The organism is Thermotoga neapolitana DSM 4359 (genome assembly GCF_000018945.1).
GTDB lineage: Bacteria > Thermotogota > Thermotogae > Thermotogales > Thermotogaceae > Thermotoga > Thermotoga neapolitana.
On sequence record NC_011978.1, the window covers coordinates 916,911 to 935,338 of the forward strand.

Below are 18,428 nucleotides of genomic sequence, written 5' to 3' on the forward strand. Positions count from 1 at the left end.
TCTTTTGTGAAAAACATTAAGATAGAAGAAGTTGTAAAAAACGAAAACCAGGTGATAGCGATTGCAAGAGAGAGTCCCTTCTATCCAGATGGGAAGGGAGGCCAGCTAGGAGACAGAGGAAAGATCGGTCCTGCAAGAGTATTGAAAGTGAAAGAAAAAAACGGCTACATCCTTCACTATCTGGACACCGAACTTGAACCGGGTGAGTACGACTGCGAGATAGATCTTTCCAGACGGAAAGACATCGCCTGTCAACACACCGCCCAGCATATACTCTCCGCCGCCTTTCTCAAGACGGCCGATCTTGAAACCGTGAGTTTTCACATGGGAGAGGAGATATCAACAATAGATCTGAACGCTCCTTTCATCCTGGAAGATGTTCTGGAGGAAGTGGAAGATTTGGCAAACGAAGTGGTGAGAAAGTGTGAAAGAGTGGAAATATCGGAAGTGGATCTGAAAGAAGCAGAAACCTTGAACCTCAGAAAGATTCCCGAGGTGAAAGAAAAGATAAGGGTGGTGAAGATAGGAGACTTCGACATCACAGCGTGTGGAGGATTCCACGTGGAGAACACTGGAGAGATAGGACTTATAAAAATCGTCGACACGGAGAAGGTCAAAAAGATGTTCACAAGAGTGTACTTTGTTGCAGGAGAGCGTGCTCTGAAGGACTACAGAAGCAAAGACAGATTGATCAGGTCCCTGACTACTGTCCTCACCACATCTTCACAGGAGCTGGAAAAAAGGGTGAAAAACCTTCTGGAAAGCGTAAAAGAAAAGAGCTCAAAACTCGAAAAACTCGCAGAACTCTGTGCTTCACTTCTGGCCAAAAGCATGGCTTCGAAGAGGGTCGGCCGCTTTGAGGTGTACGATTTTGATGGTCCGCAGGAGGTCGGAAAGTATCTTCCGAAATTCCTGGCGGACAGGGAAAACACGATCATCTTGTTGAGATATCCCGACCGGGTTGAGATCGTCTCAAACTGGCTTGATTGCAGAAAGATTTTCGAAAAGCTGAAGGAAGAACTGAACATCGAAGGTGGGGCCGGTCAGAAAAGAGCGATAGTATCGACGAGTTCTTCAAAAGTCGTGGAGAAGATCGAGGAGATACTGGAATGGTTCTGAATTTTGTGGGAACAGGAAATCTCACAAGGTTCTTCCTTGAGTGTCTGAAGGGCCGGTATGAATTCGGATACATTATCTCCCGTAGCATAGAACGAGCCACCGGTGTCACCAGACTTTACGGAGGAAAACCTGCCACTCTGGAGGATCACCCTCCATTGAACGGAGTGGTGTTCATCATCGTTCCGGATAGGCACATAGAAAGTGTGGCAGAAATTCTGAGAGTTGAAGATGGTGTTCTCGTACACTGCTCTGGTTTTCTTCCTTCGGATATTCTAAAAAGAGAAAAAAGAGCGTCACTTCATCCCAACTTCTCCTTTTCCAGCCTTGAGAAGGCTCTGAAGATGAAAGAGCAAATTGTGTTCGGTATCGAAGGAGATGAAGAAGGAACACAAGTTGCCGTGGAAATCGCTCAGGCGATATCCGGGAAATACATCGTGATTCCACCGCAGATGAAAAGGGCCTATCATCTTGCCGCCGTTATCGCCTCGAACTTTCCGGTAGCACTCGCTTACCTTTCAAAGAGGATATACTCTTCCATGGGAGTGGAAGATCCAGATCGTCTCATCTCCACTTTGATGCAGGGAGTTGCGGAAAGCATCGGAAAGATGGGTGTGGAGAAAGCCCTGACGGGGCCGGTTAGACGGGGAGACTGGGAAGTGGTGAGGGCAGAACGGGAAGAGTTCAAAAAAATCTTTGGGAATGCTTCTTTTTACGATGAGATCGTGAATCTTTTGAAGGAGGTGGCAGGGAGTGAACGTGGAAAAACTGAAGAAGATGAAGGGTAAAGAAAAGATCGTGATGGTCACAGCATACGACGCTCCCAGTGCCAGAATAGCCCAGGATGCGGGGATAGATATCATACTCGTTGGAGATTCCCTGGGAAACAACGTTCTTGGGTACGAAAACACCATCCCTGTGACGATGGAAGAGATGCTCATACATGTGGCGGCGGTCAGAAGAGGAGCACCGAAAGCCTTTGTGGTCGCCGATATGCCTTTTCTTTCCTACCAGCCGTCCCTGGAGAAGGCCATAGAGAACGCCGGAAGGTTCTTGAAGGTGGGAGCAAATGCGGTTAAGATAGAAGGTGGAGAGGAATTCGGGGAAGTCGTACAGAGGCTTGTTGAATCGGGAATTCCGGTGATGGGACACATCGGACTCACACCGCAGTTCGTGAACCGCTTTGGAGGTTACAGAGTCCAAGGAAAGACGGAAAAAAGCAGAGAGTACCTCCTGAGAAGTGCCAGAGAACTGGAAAAAAGGGGAGCGTTCGCCATAGTTCTGGAGATGGTCGTTGAAGAAGTGGCAAAGGAGATCACAGAGGGTATCTCCATTCCGACGATCGGTATTGGATCCGGCCGTTTCTGCGATGGCCAGGTTCTTGTGTGGCACGACCTTTTGGGACTGAACCCGGATTTTGCGCCACGCTTTTCCAAAAGGTACGCAAACCTGTACGAAACGATTCTGAAGGCTCTTCAGGAGTTCAAAAAGGAAGTAAAAGAAGGTATTTTCCCGTCCGAAGAACATGTGTTCACAGATAAATCCCAGGGAGGTGTATCTTCATGAGGAAGTTTCTGGCACTCGCTCTGATACTCGGAGCACTCATCGGTATCTCACAGCAGTTCAAGGACGTTCCCGTAAACCACTGGGCTTACGAGGCAGTAACGGAGATGGCAAAACTCGGTGTGATCACCGGAATGCCCGACGGCACGTTCCAGGGCAACTCCTACCTCACAAGGTATCAGGCTGCGGTTGCGTTCTACAGACTCTACAACATCCTCAAGCAACCATCCGTTGAGGTTTCTGGACTCATCAACAAGGTTTCTACACTCGAGGATCTTGTGAGCACTGCCTTGATGAAGGTTCAGAACCTGTCCGATAACTTCGGGGGAATCACGTCCGATCTTGAAAGTCTCAAAAACGACGTGGCCAACCTGAAATCAACTCTCGTGGATCTCAAAAACCTCAGAATGGAAGTCATGAGTCAACTGCAGAGCCAGTCCGACACGATCCAGAAACTCGACTCCAGAGTAAACGACGCCCTCTCCAGGATCGCTGCCCTTGAATCGAAGGTCTCTGGAGATTTTGTGAGCAAAGATTACGTGGATACCAGAATATCTCAGACTGTCTCAAGATTGAGCGATCTTGAAAAGAAACTTTCGACACTTGAGACGAAAACAGCAAACCTTGAGGCTCTTGTGAAAAACACAGAGACTTCTTTGAAGGATTACGTGGAAAAAACTCTCAAGGCGTACGCCGAAACGTTCGATCAGAAACTCTCTGAAATCTCCGCAAATCTTGAAAGAAACAACACAGCACTCTCAGGAGAAATAGGAAACCTCAAGGTTCTCGTTTCCAAGCTCCAGAGCGACCTTGAAACACAGCAAAAGACAGCAAGGGCACTTGATGCACGCGTGAGCGTCCTTGAAGGGCAGGTCACAACGGTCAACAGCCGCGTGGAAAACCTCGAAAAGAGAGTCTCTCAGGTTGAGTCCTCCGTCGGTAAGATCAGCACCCTTGAGAGAAATCTGGGAGCAGTCACCGCAAGGATCACCAAGGTTGAGGAAGAGATTCAAAGCCTCAGCCAGAGCAACACAGAACTCTCTCAGAAAGTTGACGAGATTGTCTCTTCCAAGCCGTGGATGGAAGACGTGAACAGTGTGAGCGCCACCCTCAGCAAGAAGATCTCGGACGTTCAGACCATGGCCCTTGCAGGAGTTGCCATTGGAATCGTCGGAGTGATCATCGGATTTGTCATGGGTGGTAGCAAATAACGAAAACCGACACAGAATCAGAGGGGGCGTAAGCCCCCTTTGTTTGTCAAGTTCACCCCTTTCCGCTGTGCTAAAATGAAATTTGAACAGAAAAAGCAAAGAGGTGAAACAGTGAGTGATTTTCTCTCACCGGAGAGAACCGTTTACGACAGCGGTGTTCAGTTCTTAAGGCCCAAAAGTCTGGACGAGTTCATCGGACAGGAGAAGGTTAAAAGAAAACTTTCCCTCGCACTGAAAGCCGCAAAGATGAGAGGGGAAATACTCGACCACATACTCCTTGCAGGCCCTCCCGGGCTCGGAAAGACAACACTTGCCCACATAATCGCAAGCGAGATGCAAACGAACATACACATAACTAGTGGCCCCGTTCTGGCAAAGCAGGGAGACATGGCCGCAATTCTCACGAGTCTGGAAAGAGGTGACGTGCTGTTCATAGACGAAATTCACAGGCTGAACAAAGCCGTAGAAGAGGTGCTTTATTCTGCAATAGAGGACTTCCAGATAGACATAATGATCGGAAAGGGACCGAGTGCAAAGTCCATAAGGATAGACATCCAGCCATTCACCCTCGTTGGAGCCACAACAAGAAGTGGCCTTCTGAGCTCTCCCCTCAGGAGCAGGTTCGGTATGATCCTGGAACTTGACTTCTACACAACGGAGGAACTGAAGGAGATCGTAAAACGAGCAGCCAGACTGATGGATGTGGAGATAGAAGAAGAAGCAGCAGAGATGATAGCAAAGCGTTCCAGAGGAACACCCCGAATCGCAATAAGGCTCACAAAAAGAGTGAGAGACATGCTCACAGTTGAAGGTGCAGACAGAATAGACATCAGAATCGTTCAGAAGACCATGGAGATTCTCAACATAGACGAAGAAGGACTGGATGAGTTCGACAGGAAGATTCTGAAGACGATCATAGAGGTGTACAGGGGAGGCCCGGTGGGTCTGAACGCCCTCGCCGCCTCTCTCGGTGTTGAGGCAGACACCTTAAGCGAGGTGTACGAGCCTTACCTTCTCCAGTCTGGTTTCATCGCGAGGACCCCACGTGGAAGAATCGCAACAAAAAAGGCCTACGAACACCTCAAATACGAGTTCCCAGAGAACCGCCTCTTCTGAGGTGATTTCGTATGGGGTTGAAAGAAAACCTGGAGAAAGTCATGGAGCGAATAGAAAACGCTGCCCTTCGTTCGGGTAGAGACCCTTCAGAAGTGAAACTCGTTGTCGCTTCGAAATACGCCAACGTTCAGGAGATGGAAGAACTTTTTCTCCTTGGGATTCGAGAGTTTGGTGAAAACAGAGCACAGGATCTCATCAAAAAGAGTGAGTATTTCAAAGGAAAACCCATCATCTGGCATTTCATCGGGAGAATTCAAACGAACAAGGTGAAATACATCGTGCCAAGGTGTGAACTCATACACTCCGTCTGGAGAGTGGAAGAACTCGAAGAGATTGAAAAGAGGGCAACAAAGATCAACAAGATTCAAAAGATACTGATCGAGGTGAACGTCTTCGGTGAGGAATCGAAGGCCGGCCTGTCCGTTGAGAGTGTCGAAGAGTTCCTGAAAATCTGCCAGAGGTTTGATCACGTAGAAGTCCTTGGGTTTATGACCATGGCACCGTACGTTGAAGATCCCGAAGAGGTGAGATGGGGGTTCAGAGAACTCAGAAAACTGAGAGATGAACTGTCGCAGAGATTCAGTGGAAACATAAAACTGAAGGAGCTTTCCATGGGAATGAGCAACGATTTCGAGGTTGCAATAGAAGAAGGTGCAACCATGGTTAGAATAGGAAGCGCCATATTCGAGGGAGGGAAGTGAATGTTCGTGATAGGAAACCTGTTGAGAGCGATCGCTGTGACTCTGAGGAGTTTCATCTACATAGAGATCGTTTCAATCGTGATTTCGGTGATCTTCAGCTGGGTCATGCCTTACTATTACCATCCCGTGAGGAGGTTTTTCGATTCTCTTTCTTCTCTTGTTTTGAACCCCATAAGGCGTTTTCTGCCTCCTATAGGATCGATCGACATCTCACCCATGATAGCCATATTCGCTCTTCTTTTTCTGGACGAGTTTCTCGTTGAAACTCTCTTCGATCTGGCGGTGAGGCTCTCATGAAGATAGCGATTCTGTACAGAGAGGAGAAAGAAAAGGAAGGAGTGTTGTTGAAAGAAAAGCTCTCAAGAGAGCACGAGGTGGTAAGCTTCCACGAGGCAAGTGCTTCAAATGTCGTTGATGCCGACCTGATAGTGGTGGTCGGTGGAGATGGCACGATGCTCAGGGCAGCAAGGAAAGCCGCCGACGGAACACCTCTGGTGGGATTCAAAGCAGGAAGATTGGGATTCCTCACATCTTACACCCTCGAAGAGGTGGATCAATTCCTGGAGGATCTGAGGAAGGGGAACTTTCGGGAGGAGTTGAGATGGTTCATACGTGTGGAGAGTGACATCGGTTCGCACCTGGCGCTGAACGACGCCACCCTGGAGAGAGACCTGAGTGGAAAGATGGTGGAAATAGAGGTCAATGTCGAGCATCATTCTTCCATGTGGTTCTTCGCCGACGGAGTGGTTGTCGCTTCTCCAACGGGCTCTACAGCGTACTCACTCTCCATCGGTGGACCAATAATATTCCCTGAATGTGAAGTTCTGGAGATCTCTCCCATTGCACCGCAGTTTTTTCTGACAAGGAGCGTGGTGATACCCTCCAGTTTCAAGGTCACAGTAGAATGTCAGAGAGAGATCAACCTGTTGATAGACGGAACGATGGTGGGCAAGACCAGGAGAGTGATCGTTCAGAAGGCTGAAAAGTACGTCAAAATTCTCAGACCGATCAAGTACGACTATGTGGCGGTTATAAGAGAGAAGCTGGGTTACGGGAGGCGCATCGAGTGAACAGGTTGTTGAGTGACAGGGTCGAGGAGTTCAAAAAGGGTGTCTTGAAGGCAGGATGGTTCATAGAGAAGATGTTCCGCAACTCGATATCTGCTCTCGTTGAAAGAAACGAATCACTGGCAAAAGAAGTGATCGCTGACGAAGAGGTCGTTGACCAGATGGAAGTGGAGATCCAGGAAAAAGCCATGGAAATCCTGGGGCTCTTTTCTCCCATCGGGAAACCCCTCCTGACCGTCACAGCCGGTATAAGAGTTGCAGAACTCATAGAAAACATCGCCGACAAGTGCCACGATATAGCCAAAAACGTCCTCGAACTCATGGAAGAGCCTCCGTTGAAACCACTGGAGGACATACCCAATATGGCAAACCAGACCTCAGAGATGCTGAAGTTTGCTCTGAGGATGTTCGCAGATGTGAACGTGGAGAAATCCTTCGAGGTCTGCAGAATGGATTCCAAGGTGGACGATCTGTACGAGAAGGTCAGGGAAGAACTGCTTCTCTACATGATGGAATCTCCAAAGTACGTGAAAAGGGCTCTACTCTTACTTGAGATAGCCGGTCATATAGAGATCATCGCGGATTACGCAACGAACATCGTGGGGGTCTCCGTATACATGGTTCAGGGAGAACCGTACAAGTGCTACCACGATGAGCTCCTTCTCTTCAAGAAAGCCGGAGGGGTGTTGTTTGAAAATATTGACTAAGTACCTTCTGAAACTTTCTGCAGTGCCTTTCCTGATTGGACTTGGTGGATTCATCATCTTTGTCAGCATCGAGATCCTCTATCAACTCTCAGACCTGATAGTAAGGCACAGAGTCGGCATTGGAAAACTTTTTCTACTTCTCTATTACTATCTGCCCTATTTCGTCGCAATGGGCGTTCCCGTGGGTGTGCTGCTTTCCATCTTCTGGACCTTCTCAAAGCTTTCTGAAGACAGAGAACTCATGGCCATCCAGGTTCACGGTATCTCTCAGAAAAACCTGATCGTTCCTTTTCTTTTTCTGAGCGTTCTTCTGTCGGTGATCGTGTTCTTTCTCAACGATCAGGTGGTTCCGGTGTACCAGTCCAGGGCAGAGGAAGCCATGTCGAAGTACGTCCTTAAAAAGCCGGAAGTCTTCGTTGTGGAAAACGTGATCTCGAAAATCGGGGAGGACCAGTACTTCTACGTTGAAAAGTACGATGAAAAGACGAACACCCTATGGAACGTCGTGATCTTCAAGTATGGAAGCGAAGAGAAGATCGTTACCGCAAAAAGGGTGCAGAAAAGAGAGGAAAGATGGTATCTCTTCGATGGAAGGTATTACACGGTGGATAAAGATGGTTTTTTGAAACTGGACGTTCATTTCTCCGAGATGGAACTCGACATAACCGAGGATATAGAAAACCTCCTTCGCGTGGGAAAGACACCGAGGGAAATGACTGGAAAAGAGCTCAAAGAGAAAATAGAGTTCTTCAGAAAGGTCGGCATAAAGCCCTCTCCATGGATAGTGGAACTTCAGAGCAGATACGCAAATTCTCTCACTCCCATCGTGATAGTTCTCGTTGGAGTGCCACTCTCTCTGCTCTTTCAACTCAGAAGCAAATCCTGGGGTGTGATATTCACTTTTGTTCTTGTTGTTCTGTACCAGGGAAGCGGAGCCTGGCTCAGTGCTATGGGGAAAGAAAACCTTCTGGATCCTGGTTTTGCACCGTGGATCCCAAACATCGTGTTTTCTGTTATGGGTGGTCTTCTTTTCGTACTCCTTGACACTGCCGTTGCCTACAGGATTCGGGAGTTCCTCACCAGGATTTTTCTCCTCTTGATCTTCATCCTCGGCACTTCCCTTTTCTCCTCTCAGGTAAACATCGTGTCCGATCAAATGGAAAGACTCACAGACAAGATGCTTTTTCTGGGAAATGTGGAGATCACCTACAAAGACGCGACCATACAGGCCAGCAAGACTGTTGTTCATCTCAACAAAGAAGACAGAGTAGAATATCTCGAGGCCATTGGAGAAGTGGTCTACAGAAAGAAAGACACGATTCTGGAAAGCGACCGCTTGATCTTCTATCCAGAGGGTGAAAGGAACCTTCTTTTCCACGTGAGGGGAAGTACCATCGTTGAGATAGAAGGGGAGAAGAAAAAGATCTACCTGTCAGGGGAGGAAATCACCGTCGAGGGTTCAAAAACGACTGTGGACTTTGGCTACATCACCACCTGTTCGGAGATTCCCCCTCACTACAAACTGAAGGCCACGTACATGGAGATAAGGGAAAACGACTACCTTCTGGCCAAAAACGTGGTTTTTTATCTTCTAGAGATACCGATATTCTACCAGCCCGTGTTCTTCACCTCTCTCTCCGACAAACCGCAGCCCTTTTCTGTGGAAATTGGATACGGGCAGAATCCCTATTTGAAGACCTCGTACAACGTTTCCTACGCACAGGGTCTTGTGTTCTTTTCTGTAAAGAGCGTGCTTGGGGAGGGAAACTGGAAGGAGTTCGAATGGAACCACAAACTGGGAAACTGGACGGTCAACGTCAACTACGAAGAATCACCGGACTCTCGTGAGGCTCTGGTTAAACTTTTCGACGAGAAAAACGTGATTCTCTTTTCCCAGGATGAGGGTTACAAAAGAACGTATCGGTTCGAGCGGAAAGAAAAAGTGATGAACGGAAATCTGAACATCGTGCTGGAAAAATCATCGGATGGCACCTACATCATTCCACGCGTAACTCTGAAGAGGGCTTCCTTCAAATTGAGTCAGGGAACTCTATCTGTGAGCAGTTTCACCCATGAAACCCGTGTGGAAGGTGAAGGCAGCGAAACCTCCGGAACGGTGAACCTTTCATTCCGATCGGTCCCGTTTTTTCTTCTTCAGACTGTGAACGTCAACACCACCGGAAAGTATCTCTTCGAAAACAGGATCTTCGATGAAGAAGTGAGCTTTCTCAAAGTGGACTCTGTCTGGGATTTCCAGAACCTCTCCCTCGGGAAACTTATAACACTGGATGATAAAATATACGCTGGCATCTACAGGTCCGAAGAAAGTGGATACCGCGTTGGGAATTTCTTCACAACAACACTGAAAGTACCTCTTGACCCTTTTTCCTTTGAGAGTTACTACAAACTCTACGTGGTTCGCGGGGAAAACCTGAGAAAGTTCTCACAGAATGAATCCAGAAACGAAGTGGACCTGAAGGCGATCTTTTCTTACGGAGGTTTTCACTCCTCGCTTGAGACAACGTACGATTTCATCGAAGAAGAGTTCTCCGATCCATACCTGAAGACTTCTTTCTCCTTCAAAACGGGAAATCTGACTCATACAATCAACACCACCACCCGTTTCGTTCTGGACGATTTGAAAAAGAGTTACACCAGATGGGAATTTCAACAGAGGGCTGGATCGTTGCTGAACAAACTCTACTTCACTTACTTTTACGACAAGGCGAACATCGAATACATCGAAGACCAGATGAGGATATACGGAAGGGATTTTCTATTCATGGAGGATCCAAGGATAACGGCGTATTCTAAGGTGAAGGTCGATCCTTTTAAACTGGAAAGATTCTGGATACGTGGGAACTTCAAAAGGGAAGAGATCGTACATTCCATAAAACTGGATTTCGATGGCGAGGATCTGGATCTTTCTTACGGGATGAAAAATGGAGATCCCACTTTCGATCTGTCGATCTCTCTTGAAAACTGGAGCGTCAGGTCTTTCAGCGTGTCTGTTGAGAAGGCACTCCACTGTCTCGGGGCAAGGGTATCTGCCTCTTTCGGTAGGGACTTTTCTCTGGAAAACTTCTCGGTGTTCTTCTACATAAGGGACTTTCCAAACAGTGGTATCGGTTTCGACTCGGAGGAAGGTCTGGGTGTGAACGTCTTTTGAGAGGTGATAGGATGCGAGTACCTCCGCACAACCTGGAAGCAGAGATTGCCGTTCTTGGAAGCATACTGATAGATCCATCCGTCATAAACGATGTACTGGAGATACTGAGTCACGAAGACTTCTATCTGAAGAAACACCAGTACATATTCAGGGCGATGGAAGAGCTCTACGACGAAGGAAAGCCGGTGGATGTTATTTCTGTGTGTGACAAACTTCAGAGCATGGGAAAACTTGAGGAAATCGGCGGGGACGAGGAAGTTGCCCGTCTGGCAGAGGCGGTTCCAAGTTCTGCTCACGCCGTTCATTACGCAGAAATCGTCAGAGAAAAGTCCATTCTGAGACAACTCATCGAGGTTTCAAGAAAAATCTCCGAAAGTGCCTACATGGAAGAAGACGTGGATGTTCTTCTTGACAACGCCGAAAAGATGATATTTGAAATCTCCGAAATGAAAACAACTAAATCATATGACCACCTGAGAGGAATCATGCATCGTGTCTTTGAAAACCTGGAAAATTTCAGAGAAAGGGCAAACGTCATAGAACCCGGTGTCCTCGTGACGGGACTTCCAACGGGCTTCAAAAGTTTGGACAAGCAGACCACGGGTTTTCACAACTCCGACCTGGTGATCATTGCCGCAAGGCCATCCATGGGAAAAACATCCTTTGCGCTCTCCATAGCCAGGAACATGGCTGTCAGTTTCGAAATACCAGTTGGAATTTTCAGTCTTGAGATGTCCAAGGAACAGCTGGCTCAGCGACTCCTCAGTATGGAGTCCGGTGTGGATCTGTACAGTATAAGGACGGGACATCTCGATCAGGAACAGTGGGAAAGACTCACGATAGCCGCCTCCAAACTGTACAAAGCTCCAATAATAGTCGACGATGAAACCCTTCTGGATCCGAGAACACTGAGAGCGAAGGCAAGAAGAATGAAAAAGGAGTACGATGTAAAGGTCATTTTCGTTGACTATCTTCAGCTCATGCATCTCAAGGGAAGAAAAGAAAGCAGACAGCAGGAAATATCGGAGATCTCCAGATCTTTGAAACTCCTTGCAAGAGAGCTGGATATCGTTGTAGTGGCTTTATCTCAGCTTTCCAGGGCGGTGGAGCAAAGAGAGGACAAGAGGCCAAGACTCAGTGACCTGAGGGAATCTGGAGCGATCGAACAGGATGCCGACACGGTCATCTTCATATACAGAGACGAGTACTATAAGAGCAAAAAAGACAAGGAAGGAAGCAAACTCCATGAGCCTCACGAAGCGGAGATCATCATAGGAAAGCAGAGAAACGGACCCGTTGGAACGATCACGCTCATCTTCGATCCGAGGACGGTGACGTTCCACGAAGTAGATGTGGTGCATTCGTGATAGAATTTTCTTGAAAAAGACCGGGGAGGTGTTCGAAGTGGACATAAAAGCCTACAAGGAAAGAGTGGAGAAGGCCGTTGAATATCTGAGAGGACAGATCGATGAATCGCCTGAGATAGCCATAATACTGGGTTCTGGACTGTCGGTGATAGCGGATGAGGTGGAAAAGGAAGGTGCTTCGAAAAAGATCCCTTACAGTGAAATACCCGGTTTTCCCATCTCCACAGCACCGGGTCACAAGGGAGAGTTGATCTTCGGAAAACTCTCTGGAAAGAACGTCATGCTGATGAATGGCAGGTTCCACTACTACGAGGGATACTCGATGAAAGAAGTCACCTTCCCCATCAGGGTGATGCAACTTCTCGGGGTGGAGATTTTGATCGTTACCAACGCCGCTGGTGGTTTGAACCCCGATTTCGAAGTGGGAAGGCCGATGATAATAACCGATCACATAAACTTCATGGGAGACAATCCGCTGATAGGTCCCAACGTGGACGAGTGGGGACCCAGGTTTCCAGACATGTCAGAACCCTACGACAAAGAACTGATAAATCTTGCTTACAGCAGTGCAAAAGAGCTGGGAATACCGGTTTATCAGGGAGTTTACGTGGCGGTGACTGGTCCGTGCTTTGAAACTCCAGCGGAGCTCAGAATGCTCAGAAGGCTCGGTGCGGATGCCGTGGGTATGTCCACCGTTCCCGAGGTTATCGTTGCAAGGCACGGGCAGATCAGAGTGCTCGGGATCTCTGCCATCACGGACAGGGCAGTTCCCGAGGATCTCAAGCCCTTAACCGCCGAAGAGGTTCTTGAGGTTGCAGAGAAGACGGGAAGAAAGATCGCCCAGATCATATTCGAGGTTGTCAGAAAACTCTGAGGTGAAAAAATGATTCTGAAGGGAATACTCTACAGTTCTATAGCGGGAATGGCAACCTCTCTTGGTGCGTTGCCATTCCTTTTTTTGAAACCACACCACACGAGTGACAAGACGATCGATTCGTTTCTGGGTTTCGCTGCGGGTGTCATGATAGCAGCCAGCGCTTTCAGTCTGGTTGCTCCCGCTCTCGAGATGGGAGGAATCATCAGGTTCATAGTGGGCTTTGCTCTCGGGGGATTGTTCGTCAACCTCGCAGACAAACTCATTCCACACGAGCATCTTTTGAAGGGTCATGAAGGACCAGACGTGAAAAGACTGAAGGGCATCTGGCTCTTCGTGATCGCCATAACGATACACAACTTTCCCGAGGGAATGGCAGTTGGGGTCTCTGCCTTCACCCCGCAGGCTCTGTCCATAGCCATCGCAATCGGTGTGCAAAACATTCCGGAAGGAGCCGCAGTTATGGCATCTCTGATCCCCATGAAGTACAGAAAGGGCAAAGCCTTTCTCATCACCTTCCTTACGGGTCTTGTGGAGGCAGTCGGTGGACTCCTTGGAGCAGGTATCGTCTCGATTTCACAAAGGTTGCTTCCTTACATGATGGCCTTCGCTGCCGGAGCGATGATATACGTCGTGAGCGATGAGGTGATCCCGGAGACACATTCCAAAGGGAACGAACTTCTTTCCACCTGGTGGATCATGGTAGGCTTTATCGTCATGGCGTCCCTCGATGTGGCGCTGGGGTGAGAGTGTGCGTATCGAAAGGGTGGAGAGTGTACAGAACGAGATCGAAGAGCACAGAAGGGATCAGAGTTTTTCGGAGAAATCGAACTTTCTTGAAGAAGACAGCCGAGAAGCCGGAACAGTTTTGGAGCGCATCATCTTCGTGGATGGAAAACGAAGAAGTTTCGTATGGATAGAAACCGACGAAGGCTTCAGAGGAGTGTTCGCTGAGCTCTGTGTAGGTGCTGTTGTGTGGGAAAAAGATAGGGGAACGTTTCCCCTTTTCTCACCACAATCTCCACCGGTTGTGGAAAAGGTGCTGGGGTTTTCCCAGAACTTTCCGGAAGAAGGATACGTTGAGGTGGAAGGGAGCGTTTTCAAGATAGTAAAAGGTGGAAGAGAAGCAATGGAATCGGTGGACTCCCATCTTAGGGAACTGGAAATTCAGGAGGTCAGAAAGCACCTTCAGAGTGGCACTCTCGTTGTAAAGGATGGACCCGCTGTTCCGGAATTGCCGTTCAGAGAAGGTGCAGGTCCTGTCGGTCTTGTGAAGAACGTGAACACAACGGATCTGAGAAGGGAGGATTTCAAAAAACTTCGCTCCCTCAGAAGGGGAGAGAGAAGCCAGATGTTCGTTGCAGGAATCGGTACCATGAAGAAGATAGGAGTATACGTGAAACTCGTTGATGGTGAAGGAACGAAAGGGTTGATCAGACTGGAAGCGTACGTTGAAGATGACGCACAGATTCCTTTCTTGAAAAAGACCTTCGATGACCTTGCAGCCACTCTTCCTCGTCTCACAGCAGATCTTCCCATTCCAAGACTTCCGGAGAACATTCTTCCGATCCAGTTTTTGGAAGAGAGTCTTTCCCGTTACCTCACAGACAAGCACTACATGAACACAAAACTGTTTGCGTATCTGAGGGCCGGGAGATGAAAGGGTGGAAGGTATATTCCGATTTGATACGAAGGCCGAACGTGTTCCATCTGCTGTCCTTGCCTACGTAGGAGATGCTGTGCTTGAGCTTGTGTTTCGTCTGAAATTCGCCGGCAACTACAAAATCTCCACTATACACGAGAGGGTGAAAGAGTGGACCTCAAAGCATGGGCAGGCACGGATGTTAGAATCTCTCTGGAACCTTTTGACCGAAGAAGAACGGGAAGTTGTAAAAAGGGCGATGAATTCAAAGGCCGCCAAAAGGTATGGAAACGATCCACTTTACAGGAAAAGCACGGGGTTCGAAGCGCTCGTTGGTTATCTTTTCCTGAAGAGAGATTTTCAAAGAATTCAACAACTTCTGGCGGTGATGAACGTTGAGGGTGTACGGAAGGAAGATACTGGAGGAAGCGCTCAGAAACAACGTTCCGATAAAGAAAGTTTTCTTTCAGAAGATGAAAAATCCAGGTAGTTACTTTCTTTCTCTGGTAAAACAGGTCGAAGACAGGGGCATAAGATACTCCTTTGAATCGGAGGAGAATTTAAGGAGACTTTCGGGGACAAAGAAACATCAGGGAGTGGTTTTCGACATACAGGAATACAGGTACTCCTCTGTAGAGGAGATTCTGGAATCGAAAACGCCTCCCCTGATAGTGATACTCGATCAGATCCAGGATCCACACAATCTGGGTGCCATCGTGAGGACCTCCGTTGGAGCCGGTGCGAACGGCATCATCATTCCAAAGGACAAATCTGTGAAGGTGACAGAGACGGTGGTTAAAGTTTCTGCAGGAACAGTCTTCAGAGCAAAGATAGCGATCGTGACGAACCTTGCAAGGACAATAGAGGAACTCAAAGAAAGGGGAGTCTGGGTCTACGCCTCTGACGTGAACGGCACACCCATTTACGAAGAGGACTTCACACTTCCAACTGCTTTTGTCTTCGGAAACGAAGGAGAGGGCATCAGAAGACTCGTGAAAGAAAAGTGTGACAGAGTTCTGACCATACCCATGGAGAATGATATAGATTCTCTGAACGTTTCGGTGAGTGTGGGAATCGTCCTTTTCGAAGCGGTGAGACAGAGGAGGATGAAGCGTGCTGAGTGAAATAGATCTTTTCATTCTGGATATGGATGGAACGTTCTATCTCGATGATTCTCTCCTTCCCGGTGCAGTAGAGTTCTTAGAAACACTTAAAGCAAAAGGGAAAAAAGCGGTGTTTTTCACCAACAACTCCTCCCTCGGCCCTTCCGATTATGTGGAAAAGCTGAGAAAGATGGGTGTTGACGTATCGGACGACTCTGTGGTCACCTCGGGTGAAGTGACGGCGGAGTACATGTTGAGAAAGTACGGACCAAGCAGAATCTTTCTTCTGGGAACTCCCCAATTGCAAAGGGTTTTCAAGGAATACGGGCACCTTGTGGTGGACGAAGATCCTGACTTTGTGGTCCTCGGTTTCGACAAGACCCTCACGTATGAAAAACTCAAGAAAGCCTGTATATTGCTGAGATCGGGAAAAAAATACATAGCCACCCATCCGGATGTGAACTGTCCATCGAAGGAAGGTCCCATTCCGGATGCCGGTAGCATCATGGCAGCCATAGAAGCCTCGACCGGTAGAAGACCAGACATCATAGTGGGAAAGCCGAACCCACTGGTGGTTGAGGTGATTTCGAGAAAGTTCAACGTTTCAAAAGAAAAGATGGCAATGGTTGGAGACAGACTCTACACCGATATAAGACTTGGCAAAAACGCTGGAATCGTCTCCATACTCGTTCTCACGGGAGAGACCACCCTGGAAGATCTGGAATCTTCCGGTATAAAGCCTGACTTTGTGTTCAAGAGTCTGAAGGAACTATGCGAGGCTATCCAGTAGTTTCACCTCTTCCTCTGTCAGGTTTATCTTCGTTGCCTCCAGGTTCTCCCTGAGATGTTCCACTCTGCCCGCCTTTGGTATTGCGACAACACCTGGCTTTGCAAGAAGCCACGCCAGCATGATCTGAAACACGGTGGCGTTGTGGTTCTTCGCTACATTCTCAAGGGCAGTTTTCACCTTCTCTGAAAGGAGGGTTCTTCTCAGGGGTGAGTAGGCAACCAGCGTTATGCCGTTTTTCTGACAGAATTCCAGAAGGCCGTCTTTTTCGGGTTCTCTGTCTTCGATGTTGTACTTGACCTGATCACAGACGATGGGTTCTTCCGATTTGTTGATCGCCTCTTCCAGAAGCCTTCTGTCGAAGTTGGAAACACCGATGTATCTGATGAGACCCTGTCTCACTCCTTCCGCCATTGCAGACAGAGTTTCCTCGAGTGGAACTTCAGGATTTGGCCAGTGAATGAGGTAAAGATCCACGTAATCTGTGTCGAGACGTTTCAGGGTGTTCTCCAGGGATCTCAAAAGGTCGTCTCTTCTCAGATGAGTTGGCCACACTTTCGATACTATGAAGAGATCTTCCCTTTTGAATTCTTTGATCGCCCTTCCTATGAGTTCCTCCGTGTGCCCTCCTCCGTAATACTCGGCGGTGTCTATGTGCGTGTATCCCATCTTTATCGCCGTTTTGAGAAGTTCCACCATCTCCTCGTCTTTCGAGTAATCTGGTGTTTCAAATCCACCTATTCCCCACGTGCCAAGCCCAAGGGCGGGTATTTTCTCTCCTGTTCTTCCAAGTTCTTTGTATATCATTCTTAACACCCCCTGAATTAGTCTGATATTATTATAACTCATTTTCTGGGAAACGGTGATAGAATTCAAACAAAATCGATGGGAGGTGAGGAAATGATAGATCTTCGTTCTGACACAGTTACAAAACCCACAGAAGAGATGAGAAAAGCGATGGCTCAGGCCGAAGTGGGAGACGATGTGTACGGGGAAGATCCCACAGTTAACGAACTGGAAAAACTCGCAGCGAAGATCTTCGGAAAAGAAGATGCTCTCTTCGTGCCATCTGGCACCATGGGAAATCAAGTAAGCATCATGGCACACACTCAAAGAGGCGATGAGGTGATACTCGAGGCAAACAGTCACATCTTCTGGTACGAAGTTGGAGCCATGGCAGTTCTTTCAGGTGTCATGCCCCATCCAGTTGCCGGGAAAAACGGTGTTATGGACCCCGACGATGTGAAAAAGGCCATAAGACCTGACAATGTCCACTTTCCCAGAACCTCTCTCATCACCATCGAAAACACACACAACCGCTCCGGTGGCAGGGTGATACCTCTTGAGAACATGAAAGAGATCTACTCGATAGCCAAAGAATTCGGAATAAACGTTCATGTGGATGGTGCAAGAATCTTCAACGCCTCTGTTGCCACTGGAATTCCTGCGAAGGAGTACGCCAGGTATGCCGATTCTGTCATGTTCTGTCTTTCCAAAGGGTTGTGTGCACCTGTTGGATCGGTGGTGGTCGGTGATAGCGAGTTCATAAAAAGGGCAAGGAAGGCAAGAAAGATGCTCGGTGGTGGTATGAGACAGGCGGGTGTTCTTGCCGCTGCCGGAATAATTGCTCTCACGAAGATGGTCGATCGTCTGAAAGAAGATCATGAGAACGCCAGATTCCTCGCCATGAAATTGAGAGAGATTGGATACCAGGTGAATCCCGAAGATGTAGAAACCAACATGGTGATCCTGAGAACCGACAATCTGAGAGTGAACGCTTCCGTGTTTCTGAAAGAACTCGAAGAAAACGGTGTTCTGGCATCCTCCTTGTCTGACACGGAGATCAGACTGGTGACACACAAGGACGTCTCAAGATCGCAGATAGAAGACGCTCTGAACGTTTTTGAAAAACTCTTCAGAAAACTCTCCTGAAACAGAAAAAATTTCACGCTTTTTTCACAGTCGAAGCGATAAGATGAAACCGGAAACTTCGAAGAGGAGGTGG

19 protein-coding genes are annotated in these 18,428 nt (G+C 48.1%); 18 read left to right on the plus strand and 1 reads right to left on the minus strand.

The window, feature by feature from the left end; all coding sequences use genetic code 11:
• Positions 1 to 6 precede the first annotated feature (6 nt).
• From CTN_RS04555 to CTN_RS04635, 17 genes are all read left to right on the plus strand, one after another.
• Positions 7 to 1,119: an alanyl-tRNA editing protein gene (locus tag CTN_RS04555; RefSeq protein ID WP_015919416.1), complete on the plus strand. Its 1,113-nt coding sequence runs from the start codon at positions 7 to 9 to the stop codon at positions 1,117 to 1,119.
• Positions 1,110 to 1,904 carry a Rossmann-like and DUF2520 domain-containing protein gene (locus CTN_RS04560; protein WP_015919417.1) on the plus strand — a complete coding sequence of 265 codons (795 nt, stop codon included), beginning with the start codon at positions 1,110 to 1,112 and terminating at the stop codon, positions 1,902 to 1,904. Before CTN_RS04555 ends, CTN_RS04560 begins: the two co-directional genes overlap by 10 nt.
• A complete protein-coding gene (panB, locus tag CTN_RS04565; RefSeq protein ID WP_015919418.1) occupies positions 1,870 to 2,682 on the plus strand; it encodes a 3-methyl-2-oxobutanoate hydroxymethyltransferase in 813 nt (270 codons plus the stop codon). The genes CTN_RS04560 and panB overlap by 35 nt, the downstream gene beginning before the upstream one ends.
• Positions 2,679 to 3,890 (plus strand): outer membrane anchor protein OmpA2, encoded by a 1,212-nt coding sequence (gene ompA2 / locus CTN_RS04570; protein ID WP_015919420.1) that lies wholly within the window; start codon positions 2,679 to 2,681, stop codon positions 3,888 to 3,890. Before panB ends, ompA2 begins: the two co-directional genes overlap by 4 nt.
• 111 nt (positions 3,891 to 4,001) lie before the next feature.
• On the plus strand, positions 4,002 to 5,006 hold the full coding sequence (gene ruvB, locus CTN_RS04575) for a Holliday junction branch migration DNA helicase RuvB (RefSeq protein ID WP_038067307.1): 1,005 nt from the start codon (positions 4,002 to 4,004) through the stop codon (positions 5,004 to 5,006).
• An 11-nt stretch (positions 5,007 to 5,017) separates the two neighbouring features.
• A complete protein-coding gene (locus CTN_RS04580) occupies positions 5,018 to 5,707 on the plus strand; it encodes a YggS family pyridoxal phosphate-dependent enzyme (RefSeq protein WP_015919422.1) in 690 nt (229 codons plus the stop codon).
• Positions 5,708 to 6,004: a YggT family protein gene (locus tag CTN_RS04585; protein WP_015919423.1), complete on the plus strand. Its 297-nt coding sequence runs from the start codon at positions 5,708 to 5,710 to the stop codon at positions 6,002 to 6,004.
• Positions 6,001 to 6,777 carry an NAD(+) kinase gene (locus CTN_RS04590; RefSeq protein ID WP_015919424.1) on the plus strand — a complete coding sequence of 259 codons (777 nt, stop codon included), beginning with the start codon at positions 6,001 to 6,003 and terminating at the stop codon, positions 6,775 to 6,777. Before CTN_RS04585 ends, CTN_RS04590 begins: the two co-directional genes overlap by 4 nt.
• The gene (gene phoU, locus CTN_RS04595) at positions 6,774 to 7,481 is read left to right on the plus strand and encodes a phosphate signaling complex protein PhoU (RefSeq protein WP_015919425.1); all 708 of its coding nucleotides are present in this window, start codon (positions 6,774 to 6,776) and stop codon (positions 7,479 to 7,481) included. Before CTN_RS04590 ends, phoU begins: the two co-directional genes overlap by 4 nt.
• A complete protein-coding gene (locus CTN_RS04600; RefSeq protein ID WP_041437619.1) occupies positions 7,465 to 10,650 on the plus strand; it encodes a YjgP/YjgQ family permease in 3,186 nt (1,061 codons plus the stop codon). Before phoU ends, CTN_RS04600 begins: the two co-directional genes overlap by 17 nt.
• Positions 10,651 to 10,661: 11 nt before the next feature.
• Entirely contained in the window at positions 10,662 to 12,017 is a 1,356-nt protein-coding gene (dnaB, locus tag CTN_RS04605; RefSeq protein WP_038067313.1) for a replicative DNA helicase, read from the plus strand.
• 37 nt (positions 12,018 to 12,054) lie between these two features.
• Positions 12,055 to 12,891: a purine-nucleoside phosphorylase gene (locus tag CTN_RS04610; protein ID WP_038067316.1), complete on the plus strand. Its 837-nt coding sequence runs from the start codon at positions 12,055 to 12,057 to the stop codon at positions 12,889 to 12,891.
• A gap of 9 nt (positions 12,892 to 12,900) precedes the next feature.
• Positions 12,901 to 13,638: a ZIP family metal transporter gene (locus CTN_RS04615; protein WP_015919429.1), complete on the plus strand. Its 738-nt coding sequence runs from the start codon at positions 12,901 to 12,903 to the stop codon at positions 13,636 to 13,638.
• 4 nt (positions 13,639 to 13,642) lie between these two features.
• The gene (locus CTN_RS04620; RefSeq protein WP_038067318.1) at positions 13,643 to 14,551 is read left to right on the plus strand and encodes a DNA double-strand break repair nuclease NurA; all 909 of its coding nucleotides are present in this window, start codon (positions 13,643 to 13,645) and stop codon (positions 14,549 to 14,551) included.
• A 4-nt stretch (positions 14,552 to 14,555) separates the two neighbouring features.
• Positions 14,556 to 15,023, plus strand: a complete 468-nt coding sequence (locus CTN_RS04625) for a Mini-ribonuclease 3 (protein ID WP_015919431.1) — start codon at positions 14,556 to 14,558, stop codon at positions 15,021 to 15,023.
• A complete protein-coding gene (rlmB, locus tag CTN_RS04630; protein WP_038067321.1) occupies positions 14,929 to 15,657 on the plus strand; it encodes a 23S rRNA (guanosine(2251)-2'-O)-methyltransferase RlmB in 729 nt (242 codons plus the stop codon). The genes CTN_RS04625 and rlmB overlap by 95 nt, the downstream gene beginning before the upstream one ends.
• Entirely contained in the window at positions 15,647 to 16,426 is a 780-nt protein-coding gene (locus CTN_RS04635; RefSeq protein WP_015919433.1) for an HAD-IIA family hydrolase, read from the plus strand. The genes rlmB and CTN_RS04635 overlap by 11 nt, the downstream gene beginning before the upstream one ends.
• Here the strand turns inward: CTN_RS04635 and CTN_RS04640 are convergent.
• Positions 16,406 to 17,230, minus strand: coding sequence for an aldo/keto reductase (locus tag CTN_RS04640; protein WP_038067324.1), 825 nt, complete (start codon positions 17,228 to 17,230; stop codon positions 16,406 to 16,408). The genes CTN_RS04635 and CTN_RS04640 overlap by 21 nt on opposite strands.
• A gap of 93 nt (positions 17,231 to 17,323) precedes the next feature.
• On the opposite strand from CTN_RS04640, the gene ltaE reads away from it, so the two are divergent.
• On the plus strand, positions 17,324 to 18,355 hold the full coding sequence (ltaE, locus tag CTN_RS04645) for a low-specificity L-threonine aldolase (protein WP_038067327.1): 1,032 nt from the start codon (positions 17,324 to 17,326) through the stop codon (positions 18,353 to 18,355).
• The last annotated feature ends 73 nt before the right edge of the window (positions 18,356 to 18,428 follow it).